Genomic DNA, 21,926 nt, shown 5'->3' on the forward strand with positions numbered 1-21,926 from the left:
CACCCCCTTCCCGGCGCGGCTAAGGTCCCGTCGCGACGGGCGTTCGGGAGGAACCGCATCATGAATCAGGGGCTTGCGGAGAAACTGAACCCGACCGACGACGAGCGGGCCAAACTGCACGACCCGCTGTCTTCGGGCTTTCCGGCCAGCCTCGAGGGCCGGCTGTTGTTCTCGATCGCGTTTTTCTTCTCGATCTTCCAGCTCGCTACCGCGGCGCATTTGTGGGATCTGCCAAGCCAGATCGTGCGGGCCGTCCATGTCGGCTTTCTCTGCCTGCTCGGCCTGCCGCTGATCGCCGCGATCAAGCACGAGAGCCCGCTATGGCGCGCGCTGTTCTGGACCCTCGGCGTCGCCGGAATGGGGGTCGCCGTCTATCAGTGGTGGGAATACAAGGCGCTGATCTTTCGCGCCGGGATGCCGCTGCCGATGGACACCGCCGTCGGCGTCGCGGCGCTGACCATCCTGTTCGTCGCCACCTGGCGGATCATGGGGCCGGCGCTGCCGATCATCGCCGGGACATTTCTCGCCTACAGCCTGTTCGGCAACTATCTGCCCTCGCCCTTCGTCACCCGCGGCTACGATTTTTCGCAGGTGATCGACCACATGGCCTTCGGCACCGAGGGCATCTACGGCATCCCGACCTACGTCTCGTCCTCCTACATCTTTCTGTTCATCCTGTTCGGCTCGTTCCTCGAGCGCGCCGGGATGATCAAGCTGTTCACCGACATCTCGCTCGGCCTCGTCGGCGGCGCCAAGGGCGGCGCGGCGAAGGTGGCGGTCATCTCCTCCGGCCTGATGGGCACGATCTCCGGCTCCGGCGTCGCCAATGTTGTGACCACCGGGCAGTTCACCATTCCCTTGATGAAGCGTTTCGGCTACCGCGCCGCCTTCGCCGGCGGCGTCGAATCCACCGCTTCGATGGGCGGTCAGATCATGCCGCCGGTGATGGGCGCCGTCGCCTTCATCATGGCCGAGACGATCGACGTTCCCTATACCGCCGTCGTGCAGGCGGCGGTGGTGCCGGCGATCCTGTATTTCGGCTCGGTGTTCTGGATGGTGCATCTGGAAGCCGGCAAGCGAGGCCTGCTCGGCCTGTCGCGCGCCGAACTGCCCTCGCCGCTGGCGGCTCTCAGGAACGGCTGGTACCTGCTCTTGCCGCTGATCGTTCTGGTCTGGCTATTGTTCAACGGCTATACGCCGCTATTCGCCGGCACCATCGGCCTCGCCCTGACGGCGCTCCTGATCCTCGGTGCGCCGCTTGCCGGGCGCATCTCCGTGCAGGCGCTGCGCTATGTGTTTTGGATCGGCCTCGGCCTGTCCGCCGCCGCCTTCTTCCAATATGGCATCATGCCGGTGGTCATCGCGCTGGCGATCCTCATCGCCCTCTCGGCGCTGTTCAAGGGCGGACGCGAGACGCTGCTCCTGACCCGCGACGCGCTGGCGGAAGGCGCCAAGACGGCGCTGCCGGTCGGCATCGCCTGCGCCATCGTCGGCATCATCGTCGGCACGATGACCCTAACCGGCGTCGCCAACACCTTCGGCCAGTATATCGTCTCGGTCGGCGATACCTCGCTGTTCCTCTCGCTGGTGCTGACGATGATTACCTGCCTGATTCTGGGCATGGGGATTCCGACCATCCCCAACTACATCATCACCTCCTCGATCGCCGGCCCCGCCCTGCTGGCGCTGGGCGTGCCGCTGATCGTCTCCCACATGTTCGTCTTCTATTTCGGCATCCTCGCCGATCTGACGCCGCCGGTGGCGCTCGCCTGTTTCGCGGCGGCACCGATCGCCAAGGCACCGGGGCTGAAAATCTCGATGGAAGCGGTGAAGGTGGCGCTCGCCGGCTTCATCATTCCCTTCATGGCGGTCTACACGCCGGCGCTGATGCTGCAGGACGGCGGCCCGCTGGCCGAAGCGATCGGCTACTGGCCGGCGGTCATCTATGTCGTCGTCAAGGCATGCCTCGCCATCGGACTGTGGGGCGCGGCCGCGATCGGCTATCTGGTCGCGCCGCTGACATGGTGGGAGCGGCTCCTGGCTGCCGTCGCCGCCTTCACGCTGATAGCCGCACTGCCGGCGACCGACGAGATCGGCTTCGGTCTCGCCGCTTTGGTGGTCGGCTGGCACCTGTGGCAGGTGCGCAAATACGGCGCGCCGGAGACGGTGAACCGCACCGGCGGGCCGGGCGGCCTCGTCGCGCGGCCCGCCTCCGCAAAGGCGGCCGACGAGACCGTGACACCGGCTGAATGATCTGCGTCGTCGCCGCCGGCAAGACGATCGCGCTTGCCGCGTCCGCCTTCACCCTCGCCTGGACCCATTCGGTGGAAAAGACCAGCTGGCAAGAGCGCTGGACCGCCGGCCCGGACGGGCTGACGGTGGTCGAGGGGCGCATCGAGGGCTCAGGCGCCGGCATGGAACCGCCGCCTGACGCGGTGCTCAAGGACGGCGCCTATGTCTACACGCCGGACCTGCCAGCGCTTCCGGAACTGGTGCTGGCCGCCTCTGGCGCGACCGGAGCGGGCTGGACGCTGTGCGCCAAGGAGAGCGCGGACGCAGGAGGCTCGAAGGCGGGCGAATGCGTGACGCTCGGGACCCAGGCCGCCGCGCCGGTGGTGGTGCGCTGGTGCGACGCGGATAAGGCGGGCACCGATAGTCCATAGGACGTTCGCTCCATCGACTTTGGCAGACTGTCGCCGCGTGACTATCTGCGAGGCAGAGGTTGGGACGAACGGCTGGCCGTGGGGCTTTACGCATTGAGGAAGTTCGGGGTGCTCCGGTGACAGGAAACAAGGTCGAAACGATGAGCCGGGATCAACTCGTCGCGCGTTTCGCTGAAATCGGTGAAGCCCAGTCCACGGCCGAACTGATGGGGCGGACCGAAGCATTCAATAAGCTGTTCAAGCGAATGACCAGCATCGAGGACGAGTTGAAACAGAGGGATGGCGATCAGCGCCGCGCGTTGGTCACGCTTTTCGCACATCCGAACATGCAGGTTCGGTTGAACGCCGCAAAGGCTGTCCGGCCGGTGGAGCCGGAGGTAGCACGACGGCAACTGGAAGAGATTGCGGCCTCGCGGCATTATCCGCAGGCCGGTGACGCCGGTATGTCACTCTGGGCTTGGGACGAAGGCATCTACAGACCCGAATGACCGGACACGGATTCACAGTCAGCGACCAGCAGACCAAATCGTGGATGGCCGTCCGGGTAAATTTCATGCTGACAAGTTTGGCCGCAGCAACGGGGAGCCGTTGAACGCTCACCAGCCTTGCGTCATCCTCCGATCCCAGCATTTTCGCGGCATTCGGTCCGCCACCAATCGAGGCAAGCATGGGTTTTTCAGAAGCCGTCCGTTCGGTATTTTCCAATTACGCCAATTTCCGTGGGCGGGCCTCCCGTCCGGAATTCTGGTGGTTCGCGCTGTTCGCGCTGATCGCGCAATTCATGCTGGGCCTTCTCGACAGCATCGTCGTCGGCCCGATCCTCGGCCTCAGCCCGCTGAGCGGTCACGGCGCGCGGCCGCTTGGCGCGCTGTTCAGCCTGGCGATCTTCGTTCCGTCGCTGGCGGTGGGCGCCCGGCGGCTGCACGATACCGGCCGCTCGGCCGGGTGGATGCTGATCTGGCTGATCCCAATGATCGGCTGGCTGATCTTCTTCTTTCTCGCGGCGCGGCCCACGGAGCCGGTGACCAACCAATACGGCCCGCCGCCGCTGCGGCAGCCCGACCCCTATCGCTGACGGGTCCGCCAATTCGGGTTGATCCAAGGCTGCAATTCGGGTTCAGGCTGCAGCATCCCCTCGCCGAGAATGTGATCCGCGGCCTTTTCGCCGACCATGATCGACGGGCCGTTGAGATTGCCGTTGGTGATGCGCGGGAAAATCGAACTGTCGGCGAGGCGCAGATTGTCGGTGCCGATGACCCGGCATTCGGGATCGACCACGGCGTTGGAGTCACTCTCGGCGCCAAGACGGGCTGCACCGCAAGGGTGATAGGCGCTTTCGGCGTGATGGGCGATGAAGCCGTCGAGATCGGAATCGCTCCGTAGCGCTTCGCCCGGCTGGATCTCCGGCCCGCGATAGGCATCGAAGGCGGCCTGCGCGAAGAGTTCGCGGGTCAACCGGATCGCCTGGCGAAACTCGGTCCAGTCGTCCTCATGCGACATGTAGTTGAAGCGGATCGCCGGCTTGGCACCGGGATCGGCGCTGGCCAGCCGGATATCGCCCCGCGATTTCGAGCGCATCGGCCCGACATGGGCCTGGAAACCGTGGCCGGGGGCGGCGGCCTGGCCGTCATAGCGGATCGCGCCGGGCAGGAAGTGATACTGGATGTCGGGATAGTCGACGCCGGCGCTTGAGCGGATGAAGCCCGCCGCCTCGAAATGGTTGGTGGCGCCGTAGCCGGTGTGCAGCATCATCCATTCGAGCCCGACCCGGCCCTTGGAGAACAGGTCCAGATAGCCGTTGAGGGTGATCGGCTGGGTGCAGCTCTGCTGGATGTAGAGTTCGAGATGGTCCTGCAGGTTTTGCCCGACGCCCGGGCGGGCAAGCCGCGTGTCGATGCCGACGCGCGACAGCTCGGCCGGATCGCCAATGCCCGAATGCATGAGAATCAGCGGCGAATTGATGGCGCCGGCGGCGAGCACCACCTCGCGCCGCGCCTTCACGAGACCAGTGGTGCGGCCGGATCGCTTGACCTCGACGCCGGTGGCGCGGCTGCCTTCGAAGGCGACGCGCATGACATTGGCCTGGACGAGGCGGCAGTTGCCTCTGGCCATGGCCGGCCGCAGATAGGCGTTGGCAGCCGACCAGCGCCGGCCGCGCCAGATCGTCTGCTGCATCGGGCCAAAACCCTCGGGATATTCGCCGTTGTAATCGTCGGTGACCGGATAGCCGGCCTGTCGTCCGGCCTCGACAAAGGCGCCGTAGAGCGGGTTTTCCATGGCGCCGCGCCTGACGTTGAGCGGGCCGGAGCCGCCGCGCCAGGCCGGATCGCCGCCTTGTCCGCCCTCGAAGGCCTCCATCCGCTTGAAATAGGGGACGACGTCGGCATAGGCCCAGCCGGAGGCGCCGATCTCGGCCCAATGGTCGAAATCATGGGCGTGGCCGCGCACGAACACCATGCCGTTGATCGAGGACGAACCGCCGATAACCCGGCCGCGCGGGGTGGCGAGACGCCGGCCGGCGAGCGCCGGCTCGGGTTCGGCGCGGTAGCCCCAGTCGTAGCGGGCCATGTTCATCGGAAAGGACAGCGCGCCCGGCATCTGGATGAACGGCCCGGCGTCGGTGCCGCCGGCCTCGACGACGACGACGTCGTAGCGGCCCGATTGCGATAGGCGGTAGGCGAGCGCCGAACCGGCCGAGCCCGAGCCGACGACGACATAGTCGGCTTCCTCTACGACCTTCATGTGCCGATCTCCGCGTCGATATAGCGTTCGACCATCCGAACCGCCGCTGGTCCGTCGGGGGCGGTGAGCGGGGTCAGCGCCTGGCGCAGCCAGACGCCGTCGATCATCGCGCCGGCGGCGGCGGCGACCGAAATGGCCGCCGGCGGGCCGAGAAGCGGCGCGAGGCCGGAGATCAGATTGGTCTCCAGCCGGCGAAAATACAGTCGCAACAGTCGCGCCGCCTCGGACGAGCGGCGGGCGTAGAGATAGAAGACCAGCCAGGCGGCGATCGCCTCGCGGGAGAACTGGCTCGGGTCGAAGCAGCCTTCGATGACGGCGCTGACGCGCTCGCGGGACGTGCGTGCGGCACTCAGCCGGCGGGTGAGCCCGTCGCGAAAGCCGAACAGGAGATGGCGCATCGCGGCGATCATCAGATCGTCCTTGGCGCCGAAATAATGGTGCACCAGTGCCGGCGACACCGAGGCACGGGCGGCGATCTGCGCCATGGTGGTCGCCTCCATCGAGCCGGCTTCCTCGATGGCGGCGATGGCGGCGGTGATCAGCGCCTCGCGGCGGGCGGCCTCAAGGCCATCGCGGACCCGGCGCAGGGATCTCCATTCGGACATGGCCGGTAGCATAGAATCATTGATTGATCAGTCAATCAACAAGCGCTCACACTTCGGTGCGAGCCGACAGGCGGCTTGAGGCGGCATTCTGGCTCGGAGCGATCCACGCCTCGAAAACCGCTAGGAAAGCGGCGCCAGCCGCGCTTATGATCGGGACGTTACGCGGCCGACGCCGGCGGGAGCGCGAATCGCGGCAGCCCGACGGTGTGCCCTCCGCAAAAAGGACATGACATGCGACTGCTTTTCGCTTCCGCCGCCGCGCTGGCGCTGACCACTGCCGGTGGCGGCGCCGCGTTCGCCGAGTACAGACTGACGATCCTGCACACCAACGATTTCCACAGCCGCATCGAGCCGATCAACAAGTACGATTCGGGCTGCAGCGAAAAGGACGCCGCCGAGAACGCCTGTTTCGGCGGCTCGGCGCGGCTGGCCACCGGCATCAAGGCCGCGCGTGGAGCCTCCGACAACACGCTGCTGGTCGACGGCGGCGACCAGTTCCAAGGCTCGCTGTTCTATACCAAATACAAGGGCAAGGCGGCGGCCGAGCTGATGAACACGCTCGGCTATGAGGCGATGACCGTCGGCAATCACGAGTTCGACGATGGGCCGAAGGTGCTGCGCGCCTTCATGGACGCGATCGACTTTCCAATCCTGCTCGCCAACGCCGATTTCACCAGGGAACCGGAGCTGGCCGACACGCTGAAACCCGCGACGGTGATCGAAAAGGCCGGCGAGAAGATCGGCCTGATCGGCATCACGCCGGCAGACACCGGCGAATTGTCGAGCGCCGGCCCGAATGTCAGCTTCGCCGATCCGGTGGCGGCCCTGAAACGCGAGGTCGCGGCGCTGAGCGACCAGGGCGTGACCAAGATCGTCGTGCTCAGCCATTCCGGCTACGCGGTGGACAAGCGCATCGCGGCCGCGGTGCCCGGTATCGACGTCATCGTCGGCGGCCATACCAACACGCTTCTGTCGAACACGGACAACAAGGCCAAGGGTCCCTACCCGACCATGATCAAGGGCCCGGAGGGGGATGTGGCCATCGTCCAGGCCTATGCCTACGGCAAATATCTCGGCCAGCTTGACGTCACCTTCGACGATGCGGGCGTCGTGACGGCGGCCTCGGGCAAGCCGATCATCATGGACGGCGAGGTGGTCGAGGACAGCGCGCTGAAGGCCCGGATCGCGGAACTGGCCAAGCCGCTGGAGGAGATCCGCCAGAAAGTGGTCGCCCGCGCGGCCCGGCCGATCGACGGCGGCCGCGACGCCTGCCGCTCCGGCGAATGCGCGATGGGCAATCTCGTCGCCGAGGCGATGCTCGACCGGGTCAGGGACCAGGGCACCCAGATCGCCATCACCAATGGCGGTGGCCTGCGCGCATCGATCGATTCCGGCGAGATCACCATGGGCGAGGTGCTGACCGTCTTACCGTTCCAGAACACGCTGGCGACCTTCAAGCTCACCGGCGCCGACCTCAAGGCGGCCCTGGAGAACGGCGTCTCCGAGGTCGAGGAGGGGGGCGGCCGCTTCCCGCAGGTCGCCGGGCTGAGATTCACCTGGTCAAAGGCCGGCACGCCGGGCGAGAACCGGGTGACATCGGTCGAAGTCAAGGAGGGCGAGGGTTTCGTGCCGCTCGACCCGGAAAAGACCTATCTCGTCGTCTCCAACAACTTCATGCGCGGCGGCGGCGACGGCTACAAGATCTTCGCGGAAAAGGGCATGGAGGCCTATGATTTCGGCCCGGCGCTGGACGAGGCGGTGGCCGATTACCTCGCCAAGGACAACGCCGCCTACGAGCCCGCCACCGATGGGCGGATCACCGAGGCCGAGTAGGCGCAAGCCTGCGACGCTACAGGACGGGAGGCCGGCCGGGCGCGCCGGCCTTTTCCGTCGAGGAGCACCATGCCGACAAAGACCGCCCCGACCGCCGGGTATTCCCGGTCGCACGCCCTGATCGGGCTCGTCATCGTCACGCTCGCGGCGCTCGTCCTCTATGCCATGGGCCGCGAGCCGGTCTGCACCTGCGGCACCGTCAAGCTCTGGCATGGCGTCGTGCAAAGCTCGGAAAACTCCCAGCATCTGTCGGACTGGTATTCGCCCTCGCACGTCATCCACGGCTTCCTGTTCTTCGGGCTCGGATGGCTGGTCTTGCGGCGCTGGTCGCTCGGCGCCCGGTTGATCCTGGCGCTCCTCGTCGAAAGCGCCTGGGAGATTGCCGAGAACACCGACCGGGTGATCCAGCATTACCGCGAAGCGACAATCTCGCTCGACTATTTCGGCGACAGCATCGTCAATTCCGTCGCGGACATCGGCTTCATGGCGCTCGGATTCTGGCTGGCCGGCCGCCTGCCGGTCTGGCTGACGGTTCTGATCGCCGTCACCTTCGAGCTGTTCGTCGGCTGGATGATCCGCGACAATCTCGCGCTCAACGTTCTGATGCTGCTTTGGCCCATCGAGGCGGTCAAGGCCTGGCAGGGCGGGGCTTAGACTTTCCGGTCGTTCTCTGCGACCATGCATCGATCGCCGGACTCCGCCCCGACAGAGGACCGATCTGATGTTCGTGAACGCGCTCAAGATGGTTGCGGCCACCGCCTTCGTGCTTGTGCTGACCGGCAGCGCTGTCGCGCAGAACCAGGGTTGCACGTCGGCCACGCTGAGCGATCCGCCGCGCGTCTCCATCCGCTGCGCCGGCGGTCTCATTATCGAGGCCGAAGCCGCGGCCCGCCTCGAAATCCGGGCACCGGCGGCCGGTGGGCCACCGCACGCCGTGACCTTGAGCGGACGCGCCGCGCTGATCACCGTCGAGCCCGGCCGGCCATTCCAGATCCTGACACCCCACGCCATCGCCTCGGTCCGCGGCACTGTCTATGCGGTCGACGCCGATGCCGAGGCGACCGCCGTCTTCGTCGCGAAGGGCCGGGTTCACGTCGCCCGGCGCGGCGGATCGGGCGCGGTCATTCTCGGCCCCGGCGAAGGCGTCGACGTCAAACCGGGCCAGCCCTTGATCGTCAAGCGCTGGCCGCAAGAGAGGGTGTCGCGCCTGTTCGCCCGCTTCGGTCGGTGATCACCGCGCGGCTCGCGCGTCTGCCATTGTTGGCCGTCGCCGCCGCGACCATACTGGCGGGAAGTTGGGCGGGATGGCTCGGTGGGATGCATCTGGTCGCCGAGCGCAGCTTCGTCGACCGGATCGAGGAACCGCTTACCGACCTGCGTCTCTTGATCGCCGGCCCCCGGCGACCGCCGGCCGAAGTGGTCATCGTCGCCATCGACGACGACACCGTCGCGGCCGAGCAGGGCTATCCCCTCGCCCGCGACCGCATCGCCGATCTGGTCCGCGCCATCGCCGCCGCCGGAGCTCGCGCGCTTGCCGTCGATATCCTTTTCATCGACCCTTCCACCGCGTTCGCCGATACGGCGCTCGCCGACGCGTTGGCCGCGATCCCCTCCGTCATCGCCGCCGCCGGCCGGTTCGACAGGACGCATGGGCAGGCCATCAGTGCCCCGGCGACCGCCGATGAATTGTGGCCGCTCGCCCCGCTCACGGGCGCTGCGTCGGTCGGGCTGGTCAACGTCTCCACCGACGGGGGCGGCACACCGCGTCACCTGCCCCTCGTCTTTCAGACCTCGCGGGGATTGATGACGGGTTTTGCCCTTCGCGCGGCGGCGCTCCGTGCCGGCGCCGAGCCGGTTCTTGGCCTGACTACCGTGACGGTGGCGGGGTCGCGCGTCCCGCTGGACGCGGGCTGGCATCTTCCGCTGCGCTTTTACGGCCCCGCGAAGACGATTCCCACAGTTAGCGCGCTCGGCTTTCTGTCCACAGGCGGTTCACGGCCCCCTCTCTCGGGGCGCATCGCCGTGCTCGGCGTCACCGCCACGGCCGTCGGCGACACCTTCGCAACCCCCTTCGATCCGGTCACGCCGGGGGTGGAGGTCCAGGCGACCGGCATCGCACAATTGCTCGCTGGCGCCGGGCTCGTCCGCGACGCCGGCATTCGCGAAATCGACGCGTCGCTGGCCCTGCTGCTCGCCGTCGGGGGGGTCCTGCTAGTCTCGCTGATACCGTTGACCTACGCCCTTCCCATCGTCGCCCTGGCACTCGTCATCGTGCTGGGGGCCACGACCTTCCTCTTCGGGCAGGGCATCTGGATGAGCGCCGCCCTGCCACTCGCCGCGAGCGTGCCGCCGGTCGCGCTCACGACCTTCGCGCGGCAGATGCACGAACGCCGCCAGGCACGATTGGTGCTGCAGGCGGAAGAGGCCCTGCGCCGGTTCCAGCCGGCTGCGCTGGCCGAACGCATCGCCGACGATCCGAGCTTCCTGAGTACGCCCGTCGAACAGGCGGCGGCGGTGCTGTTCGTCGATCTGGCCGGTTTCACCAGCCAGAGCGAACGGCTCGGCCCGGCCATGACACGCGCCTTCCTGAAGCAATTCCATACGCTGCTCGTCGACGACATCAATGCCCATCACGGCGTCGTCATGAACTTCATGGGCGACGGCGCGATGATCGTGTTCGGGGTTGCCGACGACACGGCGGACCCTGCCGGCCGCGCCTTCGCGGCGGGATTTGCGCTGGCGCGCGACGTCGGCGCCTGGCTCGAACGGCAGGGCGCCAGTGGTGACGATCCGGGCATCCGCCTTGGCCTCCACTTCGGGGTCGTGAGCCTTTCCAGGCTCGGCCACGACAGCCACCAGCAGATCAGCGTCAGCGGCGACACCGTCAATTTGGCCAGCCGATTGATGGAGGTCGCTAAGTCCGCCGGCGCGACGATCGCCGTGTCGATGGATCTCATCGACGCCATGGAAGGAAATTTCGCCGACTTCGGAGAACCGGACGACGTGCGCACGGTCGATATCCGCGGACGCAGGCAAAGCGTGGACGTCGGCCTATGGCGCGGCGCGGGCCCCGATCTACCGCTTGGATAAGCGCGGCTTGCAGCCGGCGGCTGCTGTCGGGGACCGGGCGCGAAGGCCAGATCTGCGGCAGCCCTCATCCCTCCGCATAGAGCACCCGATGATCGAGCGGATAGCGCGCGAACAGCGCCAACGTGGCCGCGCCCATCGCGCGAGCGATCGATCCGAAGGTTCCGGGCCTGATTTCCAGCGGCGTCAGGCCTTGGAGCGATTGGATGTGCGGCGCGAGAAGCGCCATACCGGACAGTAACTACTATTCGAGGTTGTAGAATCCGGAAAGTCGTGGTTTATATTACGTAAGGGAATATTTTGGAGGTTGCGATGCGGAAGATGTTATTCGCGAAGGTCATCACGGTTTTCGCTTGCGGTGTTGGCATCACGTTCCAAGAGGCTCAACCACAAGAGGCGCAAGCCGACTCGATCGACCAGGGCACCATCGCGACCGGAGCCGACGCTCCGCCCATGCCAACCCCGACACCGGGAAGTGTTGCACCGAATCCTATCTATGACGCCGGTGGGCGCGCCCTCGTCCCGATCAAGGATGCATCCGGTCAACCAATCATCCTCGATCAAGAAGCGATCAACCATCGCGATTCGAGTGGGAACCAGACCTTCGACTTTCAAACCCTCGTCGAGATCGGACGTCATCTGTTCACGACGCCCTACAGCCGCTTCGTTCCCGGAAAGGGTGAGACTGCACCGGACATCGGTTGGAACGAGCCCAAAGATCAAGTCATATCGAAACGCGGGCAACGCGGCGACTCCTTCGGTGAAGGTGAAATGGGCCCGAGACAGCGCTGGCTGGCGCTCGCCCGCGGCGATCACGGCGAAGCGCTGGCGCCGTTCTTCAACTTTCCGAAAGGAAACCGCCAATTGCGGCTGAACGGTCTCGACTCGCAATCCTGTTTCGAGTGTCACAATACGATCGGCTCGACGAGCCTTTCAGACACAGGCTCGACCGCGCTGGCCCGCAAGCCCGGGGTGACGGGCGGCCCTGCGGGTTTTGCGTCCACGGCCTTCATCAATCCGGCGCTCCAGTGCAATCCGGGTGAACCCGTGACCAACCGCGACAAGCTGCTGAGAACGCTGGAGCAGAGCGCCTTCGCGCGACAAGGTTGCTACCTGCCGGAGTTCCTATTCTTCGATCTTTATCCTAGCTACGCTGGAGCGCTTACCGCGACCAACGAACTGGTGCTGGCCGGGCCAGTCAACACGCTGGCGAAGAAGTGGCGCTCGGCCGCCTTCATGTTCCTGCGCAATCCGCCTCATGTCTTCGGAACGGGCTATGCGCAGAAAATAGCTGAAGAAATGACGCTTGAACTATACCGACAGCGGCTCACGGCGGTTCGTCAAGCGATGACCGCCGCGAAAAGCCGGCTGGAAGGCGTTGAGAAGACAACTACGTTGCGAGCGAAGGGGGTATCTTTCGGCACCTATTCTGTAAAGTTGATATCTCTCACTCCGCCGCCAGCACGACCCGCATTTGAAACATCCACTCCCCAACCTAACGTCAACGATTTCATCGCCTTTTCCCCAGTCGGTGACCTAGCAGTCCCTGGATTCGACGTGATCGAGACCTGCCTTGCCAATGGCCGGCAGACGACAGGAACGAGCTGCGTGCTCGACGGCGTCAGCCGCGACCTGATTGTGCGTCCGTTCCAATGGAAGGGCATTGCGTCGGATGAGCGCAATTTCGTACGCGACGCGCTGAACTTTCATTTCGGTATGCAGGCGGTCGAAATCCACGATAAAAAGGACGAGGACGCGGATCGCGACGCCCTTGAGGTGTCCGTGGCCGAGGTCTCGGCTTTGACAGCCTTCACCATGAGCATCCGTCCGCCCGTCAGCCGTCCCTTCGATGCCGCGAACGAGCCCGAAAGGGCCGCCAGCGCGGAGCGCGGAAAATGCCTGTTCGAAGGCCGCACTTCTGCCGACTGCGCGACGGTCACCGCTGTGAGCACTAGCGCGATGGGCGAAGCCGCCTCATGCGCTAGTTGTCACCAGCCGACAATGACGATCACTGATTCCCGCGTTACCGTCCGCGACCCCAGAGCTGGGCGTGAACGGATAGCGGGCGCCTCGACTAGTCTGTCGGCGCAGCTAAGCTATGAGAGCAGTGCCGTGCCGCCGCAGGTCCAGAGCGCCCTTTCTACTCCAATGGGGGCGGATAACGGCGAAGACACGCCCGAAGAAGAATTTATGAGGCAGCTTGATGCATTCCTTTCCGGCACCTCGTTCCAAGCCATCGGTTACACTTTCGATCTCAACACGGGAACTTTGCCGATCACGCTTTGCCGACTGAGCCCCGAAGAGCCGATGGGCAATGAAGCCTGCCCGCAGCCGTCGTCCCCCGGCACTTCGCTTGACGTGCCGATCTTCAGCGATTTCAAGCGGCATCGAATGGGCGACAACCTGGCCGATCCCGTGGCGCAGCCGGTCGACCGCGTGATCTTCGAGGTGCAGCCGGTCCCGGCCGACGAGTTCTTGACGAGGCCGCTCTGGGGCGTCGCTGATACCGGTCCCTGGCTCCATGACGGACGGGCGCAGAGTCTGCGGGAGGCGATCCTGCTGCACGGCGGTCGCGGCAGCGAGGCCCAGCCGGCCGTCGATCGCTTCACCGGACTGCCGAAAGACGACCAGGACGCGATTGTCGACTTTCTCTTGACGCTCCGCCTGCCCGTCGAACCGACTTTCGGCCGCACCCTCAAGCCCTGACCGGCAGCGAACGCAGGGGCACAAAGTCCTCTTAGGCCGACTTTAGTCCGGTTCTTGAAAGGCGTGCGAAAGCGCGAATGGATGAGTCTGCCGAATTCAACCAAAGCCGGCCCTGTCAGCGGGGGATTTGCAGTGCTTTCCCCTCCCTCAATCCTCCGCGTAAAGCACCCGATGATCGAGCGGATAGCGCGTGAACAGCGCCAACGTGGCCGCGCCCATCGCGCGGGCGATCGATCCGAAGGTTCCGGGCCGGATTTCGAGCGGCGTCAGGCCTTGGAGCTTGAGGCTCATCATCGCCCGCTCGGTCGCCTCGACCAGCCGGGTGCGCACCGCCGGCGGAAACCCGCCGTCGATCACCGCGCATTCGAAATCATAGACCGAACTGGCCGCGACGAGGGCATGGGCCAACCCCTCTCCGGCGATACCCAGCCAGCGGTCGAGACAATCGCCGAGCCCGTCCCAGGCCGCGTCGCTTCGCCAGATTTCAAGCGGGTCACCGCCTTGTTCCGCGATCATCTTCTCCAGGACATGGATCGAGGCGACGTTGATCAACTGGTCGAAGCCGGCCGCGTCGGCCCCAGCCGTCCGGGCGCGGGGCACCGGCATCGGGCCGAGCACCGCGGCATTGCCGGTGCGGCCGGTGACGAGGGTGCCATCGATGACGAGGCCACCGCCGACGAAGGCGCCGACGAAGACGTAGAGATAGTCCGAGGACCGGGCGGCGCCGAAGACGTTCTCGGCGGCGCAGGCGGCGGTCGCGTCGTTGGCGAGTTGGACCGGCAGGCCGGTCGACTCGCTCAAGGTTCCGGCGATGTCGGCCCTGCGCCATTCGTCCATGCTAGCTGCCGGCGCGCCGATCTCCTCGGCCCAGGACCACAGTTCGAAGGGCATGGCGATGCCGAGGCCGACGATCCGGGTCCGCAGCTTCGGGTCGATCGCGGCGACGACGCGCGCCTCGGCGGCGCCGACGAAATCGAGCACGGCGTCGAGGCGCGGATAGGCATAGGTCTGGCGCTCGCTCGCCCGGATCCTCCCGACGAAATCCATCAGCACCAGCTCGACCGAGCGCCGGCCGATCTTGAGCCCGAGCGAAAACGCGCCGTCCGGATTGAGCCGCATCGGCACTGACGGCTGACCGACCCGGCCGCGCCGGGGCTTTTCGCGCAAAACCAGTTGATCGGCCTCGAGCACCCGCATGATCACCGAGGCGGTCTGTGGCGACAGGCCGCTGCGCCGGGCGATATCGGCCTTGGCCAGCTCGCCGTGGCGACGGATCAGCGTCAGCACGGCGCGCTCGTTATGGGCCCTCATTCCAGCCTGGTTCGAGCCGCGTGTTCGCTCGTCGCGGCGGGTCGCCGCGGCTGCCTCGCCGGTCCTGGTGTGGTCCATGCTTTCCTCCCGGCCCCTTGAAACCACAGGCGGTTCGCGGGCTGGCACCGGCGAGCCTCACCATGCCGATGCTACCCCACTGTTCCACCACCAGAGGCCCCAGTCAATAAATAAATCCACTTGATTTATATTCATTGACAAGCGTCGCGTCATGGTGTTTCGTCAACGCGGATCGGGACGGCGAGGAGGCCGCCCGGCATCGCCGACCGGGTAGATTGTCCCGGCACGCGAGTTTCAACTGGGAGGTTTCGTCCGTGACACTTCGTACGCTTCTTGCATCCACCGCCATCGTCGCCGCCGGGGCCATGGGCCTCGCCGCGCCCGCCGCCGCCGCGCAGGACACCACCAAGGCCTGCCTGATCACTAAGACCGACATCAACCCATTCTTCGTCAAGATGAAGGAAGGCGCCACCGCCAAGGCGGAGGAGCTCGGCGTCGAACTGTCGACCTTCGCCGGCAAGGTCGACGGCGACCACGAGACCCAGGTCCAGGCGGTCGAGAGCTGCATCGCGGCCGGCGCCAAGGGCATCCTGATCACCGCGTCCGACACCAAGGCGATCACCGACGTGGTCAAGCAGGCGCGCGACCAGGGCGTTCTGGTCATCGCCCTCGATACGCCGCTGGAGCCGATCGACGCGGCCGACGCGACCTTCGCCACCGACAATTTCAAGGCAGGCGAGCTGATCGGCCAGTGGGCCGCCGCGACGTTGGGCGACAAGGCGGCCGACGCCAAGATCGCCCTGCTCGATCTGTCGCCGTCGGCGCCATCGGTCGACGTCCTGCGCGACCAGGGCTTCCTCAAGGGCTTTGGCATCGACATCAAGGACGAAAAGAAAATCGGCGACGAGGACGATCCGCGCATCGTCGGCCACGACGTCACCGCCGGCAACGAGGAAGGCGGCCGCACCGCGATGGAGAACCTTCTGCAGAAGGATCCCGACATCAACGTCGTCTACACCATCAACGAGCCGTCGGCCGCCGGCGCCTACGAGGCGCTGAAATCCTTCGGCAAGACCGAAGGCGTACTCATCGTCTCGGTCGACGGCGGCTGCCCGGGCGTCAAGAACGTCGAGGAAGGCGTGATCGGCGCGACCTCGCAGCAATATCCGCTCGACATGGCATCCAAGGGCATCGAGGCGATCGCCCAGTTCGCCGAGGATGGCACCGTGCCGCAGCCGAGCGAGGGGCTCGATTTCTTCGACACCGGCGTCAATCTGGTGACGGACAAGGCCGTCGATGGCGTCGAGTCGATCGACGTGAAGGAAGGCACCGACCGCTGCTGGGGCTGAGTTAGCCGGCCCGGGCGGCCCCGAAGCGGGCCGCCCGCTTGACCTCGCCTTTTCTTCGCGCGTTGATGCGTTAGCGGCCCTGGCCTTCCGGAGCGACACGCCATGAGTGAAACGACCGACAAGGGGGAGGATTTCGAATCCTCCCTCGGCCAGAGCGACACCGCCGTCGCCGCCTTCGGCCATCGCCGGCGCGGCGCGCTCGGCAACCTGCAGCACTTCCTGCACGGCAACCCGACCATGGTGCCGGTCATCGTTCTCCTGCTGTCGGTGTTGGTGTTCGGCCTCGTCTCCGACAATTTCTTTTCGGCGTTCAACCTGTCGCTGATCATGCAGCAGGTGGCCATCGTCGGCATATTGGCGGCGGCGCAGAGCCTCGTCATCCTCACCGCCGGCATCGACCTGTCGGTCGCCGCCGTCATGGTGATGGTTTCGGTGATCATGGGCCGGCTGTCGACCGAATTCGGCCTGCCGGTGCCGCTGGCGATCCTGGTCGGCCTCGTCGTCGGCGCGCTGACCGGCCTGCTCAACGGCGTTCTGGTTACCCGCGTGCGGCTGCCGCCCTTCATCACGACGCTGGGCACCTGGAACATCTTCCTGGCGCTGAACTATTATTTCTCCAATCGCGAGACCATCCGCAGCCAGACGCTGGACGCCGAGGCACCGCTCCTGAAGCTGTTCGGCGAACGCTTCGAGATTGGCGGCGCGGTGCTGACCTGGGGCGTCGTCCTGATGATCGCGATCTTCCTGATCCTTTGGTACGTGCTCAACCGCACTGCCTGGGGCCGGCATGTCTACGCCATCGGCGACGACAAGGAAGCGGCTGAGCTCTCCGGTATTCGCACCGACCGCACCCTGGTTTCGGTCTATGTCCTCGCCGGCTTCATCTGCGCCATCGCCGCCTGGGCCTCGATCGGCCGTGTCGGATCGGTCAGTCCGACGTCCTTCTTCGAGGCCAATCTGGAATCGATCACCGCCGTAGTGATCGGCGGCATCTCGCTATTCGGCGGCCGCGGCTCGATCCTCGGGCCGATGATCGGCGCGCTGATCGTCGGGGTGTTCAACTCCGGGCTGCGGCTCGGCGGCGTCGACGTGCTCTGGCAGGTCTTCGCCACCGGCTGGCTCATCATCATCGCCGTCGCCATCGACCAGTGGATCAGGAAGATCTCCGCATGAGCGCCTCCCAGACTGCCGTCCTGTCGGCTCGCGGCCTCGTCAAGAATTACGGCCGCGTCACCGCCCTCGACCACGCCGATTTCGACCTCTACCCGGGCGAAATCCTCGCGGTGATCGGCGACAACGGCGCCGGCAAGTCGACGCTGATCAAGGCGCTGTCGGGCGCGGTCGTGGTCGACGAAGGGGACATCCGATTGAACGGCGAGGCGGTGCGGTTCACCGCGCCGATGCAGGCGCGCGACGCCGGCATCGAGACGGTCTACCAGAACCTTGCGCTGTCGCCGGCGCTGTCGATCGCCGACAACATGTTCCTGGGGCGCGAAATCCGCAAACCCGGCCCGCTCGGCAAATACTTCCGGATGCTCGACCGCGGCGCGATGGAAAAGATCGCCCGCGACAAGCTCTCCGAACTCGGTCTGATGACCATCCAGAACATATCGCAGGCGGTGGAGACCCTTTCCGGCGGCCAGCGTCAGGGCGTCGCGGTGGCCCGCGCGGCGGCCTTCGGCTCCAAGGTGCTGATCCTCGACGAGCCGACGGCGGCTCTCGGCGTCAAGGAGTCGCGCAAGGTTCTGGAGTTGATCCAGGACGTGCGCTCACGCGGCATGCCGATCGTGCTGATCTCGCACAATATGCCGCATGTCTTCGAGGTCGCCGACCGGATTCACATCCACCGGCTGGGGCGGCGTCTATGCGTCATCGACCCGAAGACCGCGACGATGAACGACGCGGTGGCGCTGATGACCGGCGCCAAGCAGCCGGAGCCGGAGATGGCGGCGGCGTGACGTCAGGCTGAATTGGTGGCGGCCGGCGGCGCATGACGCGCCGCCGGCCGCTCGCCGTCAAGCCGCGATCATGCCATTCCTGCGAAGGCCTTTTTGGAGGGTCTCCACCCGCTGGCGGGCCGGCCCCGAATGAGTCGAATCGCCGGCATCGTTATCGGCGGCCGTGCGGATTTCAGCCATCATACGCAATAGCTCAGAGGCCGTGTCCTTGAGCGTGACCGCAACGGCGGCTGCCTCCTCGACCATCGCCGCGTTCTGCTGGGTATGCTGGTCCATCTGGGCGACGGCGGTGTTCACCTCCTTGATGGCGATGGCCTGTTCGCCGGACGTGTTGGCGAGGTCGGCCACGCCCGCCGTGATCTCGGTGGAGCGTTCGACGATCTTGCCGAGCGCCTCGCCCGTGCCCCGCACCAGCTCGACGCCGCCGGCGATTTCCACCGAACTTGCCGAAATCAGCGTCTTGATCTCCTTGGCCGCCTCGGCCGAGCGCTGAGCGAGGCCGCGCACTTCCTGGGCGACCACGGCAAAGCCACGGCCGGCTTCGCCCGCCCGCGCCGCCTCGACCCCGGCGTTCAGCGCCAAAAGGTTGGTCTGGAAGGCAATCTCGTCGATCACCCCGATGATCATGCCGATCTCTTTCGAAGACTGCTCGATCCGGCCCATCGCCGCGACCGCCTTCTGGACGATCTCCCCGACATTCCTGGCTTCATTCATTGAACTTTGGACGCCCGCCGAAACCTCGGCGGCACGGTCTGATGCGCCCTGAACGCCGGCCGCGAGCTGCTGCAGAGCCGCAGCGGTCTCTTCCAGACCGGCGGCCTGCTGCTCGGTGCGGCGGGCCAGATCCTCCGATGCGCCGGCAATCTCCCGCGCGCCGGTTTCCACCGCCTCAGCCGAGCCGCTGGTCGCGGCAACAAGATCGCCAAATGCCGTGACGGCCTGATTGAAGTCATCCTTGAGTCCCTGGAACTCTTCGGGAAACTCGGTTGTGATCGGCTGCGACAGGTCGCCCGCGGCCATACGGTTGAGGGCGGCGCCAAGCTCCCCGACGACAAAACTGCGAACGGTCGCCGTTCGCTGCCGTTCTTCCTCGGCGCTCTTCTCGGCGGCACGCTGGGTCAGGATGTCGAGATAGCTCGTGATACAACGCTCCATGTCGAGGAGCGCGACGCGGACCAGCGCATTGATCGCCGCCGCCGCCTCCTCCTTGCCGCTGCGTCCCATGAGGCCCTTCGGCCAAAGTTGCAGGAGCGTTTCCCGGACAAGCGTTCCAAGCAGAACGCTATAGCCCGAGATGAAGTATTTCGGCTCGAGTCCGATCCTTGCATGAGCGGCGCCGATACGCTCCGTACGCACCACATGGTCGCTACCGGTTTCACCCCTTGCGAGAGCGAGCCAGTGATCCTTTTGCTTCGCATGGGCGGCGCGTAGATGCTGATCATTGCTGAAGAAGGATATCAGCGTGTCGTCCGCCCGAATGACCGCGTAGAATTCATCCAGCGCGTCATCCAGCACGTTGCGGATGATGGGTTCAATGCGACGAAGCGACTCGGGGGCATTCCGACTTGCGGTCGCCGCGATGGGGTTTTCTGGCTTTGGTTGCATTACTCGGTTGAACTCTTGCTGTGGCGCGATGGAGAAGGTTGGCCCCGCATCCCAAACGTGGGAAAGCAGAAGAATTACGCAGGATCAATGCCTTGAAGGTGGATCGGACATGCTTACCAAATTCTTACATGGGTCATGGCCGCGCCGACTATTTCGTTGGTCGGGCAACGACCCTCGAACAACCAGTGGCTGTAGCCGGTCGTCCGTTGGCCCGGCCGCGCCCCCACGTTGAAGGAACGCGCCGCCATGGCCTACGATCTTTACTACTGGCCAACGATTCCGGGGCGCGGCGAATATGTCCGCCTCGTCCTGGAAACGGCTGAAGTGCCCTATCGCGACCTGGCGCGGCTGCCCGACAGCGAGGGCGGCGGCATTGGCGCCATGATGGCGTTCATGGCCGGAGGTCGGGGCCATCGCTTCCCATTCGCGCCGCCCTTCCTCGTGGACGGAGATCTGTTGATCTCACAGACCGCCGAGATCTGCGCCGTCCTCGGCGAGCGTCACGGTCTGGCGCCGAAAAGTGAAGCGGATCGCCTGTTTGCCCGCTCGATCGCGCTGTCCACCGCCGATTTCGTCAGCGAGGCGCACGATACCCACCATCCGATCGGCGTGGGGGACTATTACGAGGACCAGAAGAACGAGGCGAAGCGGCGTGCGGCCCGTTTCCGCGACGAACGCATGCCGAAATATCTCGGTTGGTACGAGCGCCTTCTCGCCACCAACCCCGCCGGGTCGGGCCATCTCGTCGGCGTGCACCTATCCTATGCCGATCTCGGCCTGTTCCAGACGCTTGCCGGCGTCGCTTACGCGTTTCCCAGGCGGATGGCGGATATCGTGGGAGACTATCCGAAAACCGAAGCGCTGGCGGCGCGTGTCGCGGAGCATCCGGCGGTTGCGGCGTATCTGGCGAGCGAGCGGCGCATCGCCTTCAACGAGGACGGCATCTTCCGCCACTATCCAGAGCTCGACGGGGCGTAAGTGCAGCGCAAAACGCCAACGCCCCGGCCGTAGCCGGGGCGCGGAACGCAAGGACGGCGGAGCGCAACGCCCCGCCCTGTTACGTCATCAGTTGGCGAGCTTGGAGGCGAACAGCGCCAGCGCCTTCTGATAGACACCGGCCCGGTTCCAGTCACGCAACACCGAGAAATTCGGCTGGCCTTCCTGATATCCGGCGCCCGGCCGCCAGCCATGCTGACGTAGGAAGTTGGCGGTCGAGGCAAGGACGTCGGCCTTGGAATTGATCAGATCGCGCCGGCCGTTGCCGTCGCCATCGACGGCGAAGCGCAGATAGTTCTTGGCCAGAAACTGGGTCTGGCCGATCTCGCCGGCCCAGGCGCCGCGCATCTTCTCCGGTCGCATGTCGCCGCGATCGACGATGGCCAGCGCCGCTAGCAACTCTTCGGTGAAGAAGGCCGAACGGCGGCAGTCATAAGCCAGTGTCGCCAAGGAGTTGAAGATGTTCATATTGCCGGAATTGGCGCCGAAGCCGGTCTCCATGCCCCAGATCGCGACGATGACTTCCTTCTGAACGCCATAGCGCTGTTCGATCGAGTTCAACAGGCCGGCATTCTGCTGGATGATGCGCTTGCCCTTCTTGACGAAGGAGGCCGGCGCCCGGCGCTGCATGAAGGCATCGAGCGACAGCTTCATCGAATGCTGGTTGCGGTCAAGGCTGATCACCTTGCTGCTGTATTTCGTCGGCATCAGCGCGGAATTGATCGTGCCTCCCGAAATGCCTGCCCTCTGCGCCTCCTGGGCGAACTGCTGCTTCCATTGGTTGAAGCCGCCGGGACCATTGCCGCACTGGGCGGCGAGCGCGGGAGCGGTGGTCACGCCAAGCGCCAGCGCCACCGTTGCCGCAAGCCCCCGGATGGATGTCAGTCGAGCCTTCATGGGGTTTTCCTTGTTCAGATAGATGGATAGCGACCGCCTGGGCTGGCCGCGTGTCGAAGTTACAGGATCAGGCAGACATCGATCCGCCGATAATACAGGCGTAACGCTGACCGGGTTGCCGCCGCTTTCGTCGCCAGGCAACGAAACCATTCAGCT

The 21,926-nt window shown here is 65.6% G+C and carries 19 protein-coding genes; 13 read left to right on the plus strand and 6 right to left on the minus strand.

All coding sequences use genetic code 11. The annotated features are described in order from the left end of the window. The first annotated feature begins 60 nt into the window (after nucleotides 1–60). From ING15_RS12450 to ING15_RS12465, 4 genes are all read left to right on the plus strand, one after another. The gene (locus tag ING15_RS12450) at nucleotides 61–2,253 is read left to right on the plus strand and encodes a TRAP transporter permease (protein ID WP_206455150.1); all 2,193 of its coding nucleotides are present in this window, start codon (nucleotides 61–63) and stop codon (nucleotides 2,251–2,253) included. Next, the gene (locus ING15_RS12455) at nucleotides 2,250–2,663 is read left to right on the plus strand and encodes a DUF1850 domain-containing protein (protein WP_206455151.1); all 414 of its coding nucleotides are present in this window, start codon (nucleotides 2,250–2,252) and stop codon (nucleotides 2,661–2,663) included. Before ING15_RS12450 ends, ING15_RS12455 begins: the two co-directional genes overlap by 4 nt. Nucleotides 2,664–2,722: 59 nt before the next feature. Next, a complete protein-coding gene (locus ING15_RS12460; protein WP_232845735.1) occupies nucleotides 2,723–3,151 on the plus strand; it encodes a DUF2019 domain-containing protein in 429 nt (142 codons plus the stop codon). Nucleotides 3,152–3,330: 179 nt separating this feature from the next. Then, nucleotides 3,331–3,738 carry a DUF805 domain-containing protein gene (locus tag ING15_RS12465; protein WP_206455152.1) on the plus strand — a complete coding sequence of 136 codons (408 nt, stop codon included), beginning with the start codon at nucleotides 3,331–3,333 and terminating at the stop codon, nucleotides 3,736–3,738. Here ING15_RS12465 and betA read toward each other — a convergent pair. Both betA and betI read right to left on the minus strand, forming a co-directional pair. Beyond that, a complete protein-coding gene (gene betA / locus ING15_RS12470) occupies nucleotides 3,729–5,405 on the minus strand; it encodes a choline dehydrogenase (RefSeq protein ID WP_232845736.1) in 1,677 nt (558 codons plus the stop codon). The genes ING15_RS12465 and betA overlap by 10 nt on opposite strands. Further along, entirely contained in the window at nucleotides 5,402–6,010 is a 609-nt protein-coding gene (gene betI / locus ING15_RS12475) for a transcriptional regulator BetI (RefSeq protein ID WP_206455153.1), read from the minus strand. Before betI ends, betA begins: the two co-directional genes overlap by 4 nt. Before the next feature lie 231 nt (nucleotides 6,011–6,241). Between betI and ING15_RS12480 the strand changes: the two genes are divergently transcribed. The 4 genes from ING15_RS12480 (at nucleotide 6,242) to ING15_RS12495 (ending at nucleotide 10,933) form a co-directional block, all read left to right on the plus strand. Then, nucleotides 6,242–7,843 carry a bifunctional metallophosphatase/5'-nucleotidase gene (locus ING15_RS12480; protein ID WP_206455154.1) on the plus strand — a complete coding sequence of 534 codons (1,602 nt, stop codon included), beginning with the start codon at nucleotides 6,242–6,244 and terminating at the stop codon, nucleotides 7,841–7,843. A gap of 69 nt (nucleotides 7,844–7,912) precedes the next feature. Next, entirely contained in the window at nucleotides 7,913–8,497 is a 585-nt protein-coding gene (locus tag ING15_RS12485; protein ID WP_206455155.1) for a DUF2585 domain-containing protein, read from the plus strand. Nucleotides 8,498–8,564: 67 nt separating this feature from the next. Continuing rightward, on the plus strand, nucleotides 8,565–9,074 hold the full coding sequence (locus ING15_RS12490) for a FecR domain-containing protein (RefSeq protein ID WP_206455156.1): 510 nt from the start codon (nucleotides 8,565–8,567) through the stop codon (nucleotides 9,072–9,074). 86 nt (nucleotides 9,075–9,160) lie between these two features. After that, nucleotides 9,161–10,933, plus strand: a complete 1,773-nt coding sequence (locus ING15_RS12495; protein ID WP_206455157.1) for a CHASE2 domain-containing protein — start codon at nucleotides 9,161–9,163, stop codon at nucleotides 10,931–10,933. Nucleotides 10,934–10,997: 64 nt separating this feature from the next. Here ING15_RS12495 and ING15_RS12500 read toward each other — a convergent pair whose 3' ends face one another. Then, nucleotides 10,998–11,159 carry a hypothetical protein gene (locus ING15_RS12500; protein WP_206455158.1) on the minus strand — a complete coding sequence of 54 codons (162 nt, stop codon included), beginning with the start codon at nucleotides 11,157–11,159 and terminating at the stop codon, nucleotides 10,998–11,000. Nucleotides 11,160–11,242: 83 nt separating this feature from the next. Between ING15_RS12500 and ING15_RS12505 the strand changes: the two genes are divergently transcribed. Next, entirely contained in the window at nucleotides 11,243–13,636 is a 2,394-nt protein-coding gene (locus tag ING15_RS12505; RefSeq protein ID WP_206455159.1) for a di-heme oxidoredictase family protein, read from the plus strand. Between the two features lie 147 nt (nucleotides 13,637–13,783). Here the strand turns inward: ING15_RS12505 and ING15_RS12510 are convergent, their stop codons facing one another. After that, entirely contained in the window at nucleotides 13,784–15,025 is a 1,242-nt protein-coding gene (locus ING15_RS12510; protein WP_206455160.1) for an ROK family transcriptional regulator, read from the minus strand. 305 nt (nucleotides 15,026–15,330) lie between these two features. Between ING15_RS12510 and ING15_RS12515 the strand changes: the two genes are divergently transcribed. From ING15_RS12515 to ING15_RS12525, 3 genes are all read left to right on the plus strand, one after another. Beyond that, nucleotides 15,331–16,314, plus strand: coding sequence for a sugar ABC transporter substrate-binding protein (locus ING15_RS12515; protein ID WP_206455250.1), 984 nt, complete (start codon nucleotides 15,331–15,333; stop codon nucleotides 16,312–16,314). Nucleotides 16,315–16,416: 102 nt separating this feature from the next. Then, nucleotides 16,417–17,487, plus strand: a complete 1,071-nt coding sequence (locus tag ING15_RS12520) for an ABC transporter permease (protein ID WP_206455161.1) — start codon at nucleotides 16,417–16,419, stop codon at nucleotides 17,485–17,487. Then, nucleotides 17,484–18,272, plus strand: coding sequence for an ATP-binding cassette domain-containing protein (locus tag ING15_RS12525; RefSeq protein WP_206455162.1), 789 nt, complete (start codon nucleotides 17,484–17,486; stop codon nucleotides 18,270–18,272). The genes ING15_RS12520 and ING15_RS12525 overlap by 4 nt, the downstream gene beginning before the upstream one ends. Nucleotides 18,273–18,329: 57 nt before the next feature. Here ING15_RS12525 and ING15_RS12530 read toward each other — a convergent pair whose 3' ends face one another. Further along, nucleotides 18,330–19,877: a methyl-accepting chemotaxis protein gene (locus tag ING15_RS12530; RefSeq protein ID WP_206455163.1), complete on the minus strand. Its 1,548-nt coding sequence runs from the start codon at nucleotides 19,875–19,877 to the stop codon at nucleotides 18,330–18,332. Nucleotides 19,878–20,123: 246 nt separating this feature from the next. Between ING15_RS12530 and ING15_RS12535 the strand changes: the two genes are divergently transcribed. After that, nucleotides 20,124–20,855, plus strand: a complete 732-nt coding sequence (locus ING15_RS12535; RefSeq protein ID WP_206455164.1) for a glutathione S-transferase — start codon at nucleotides 20,124–20,126, stop codon at nucleotides 20,853–20,855. Nucleotides 20,856–20,942: 87 nt separating this feature from the next. On the opposite strand, the gene ING15_RS12540 is transcribed toward ING15_RS12535, so the two are convergent. Further along, a complete protein-coding gene (locus tag ING15_RS12540; protein ID WP_206455165.1) occupies nucleotides 20,943–21,770 on the minus strand; it encodes a lytic murein transglycosylase in 828 nt (275 codons plus the stop codon). Nucleotides 21,771–21,926: the final 156 nt, after the last annotated feature.

The sequence above is a fragment of the Aurantimonas marina genome, from assembly GCF_017183135.1.
In the GTDB taxonomy this organism is placed as follows: domain Bacteria; phylum Pseudomonadota; class Alphaproteobacteria; order Rhizobiales; family Rhizobiaceae; genus Aurantimonas; species Aurantimonas marina.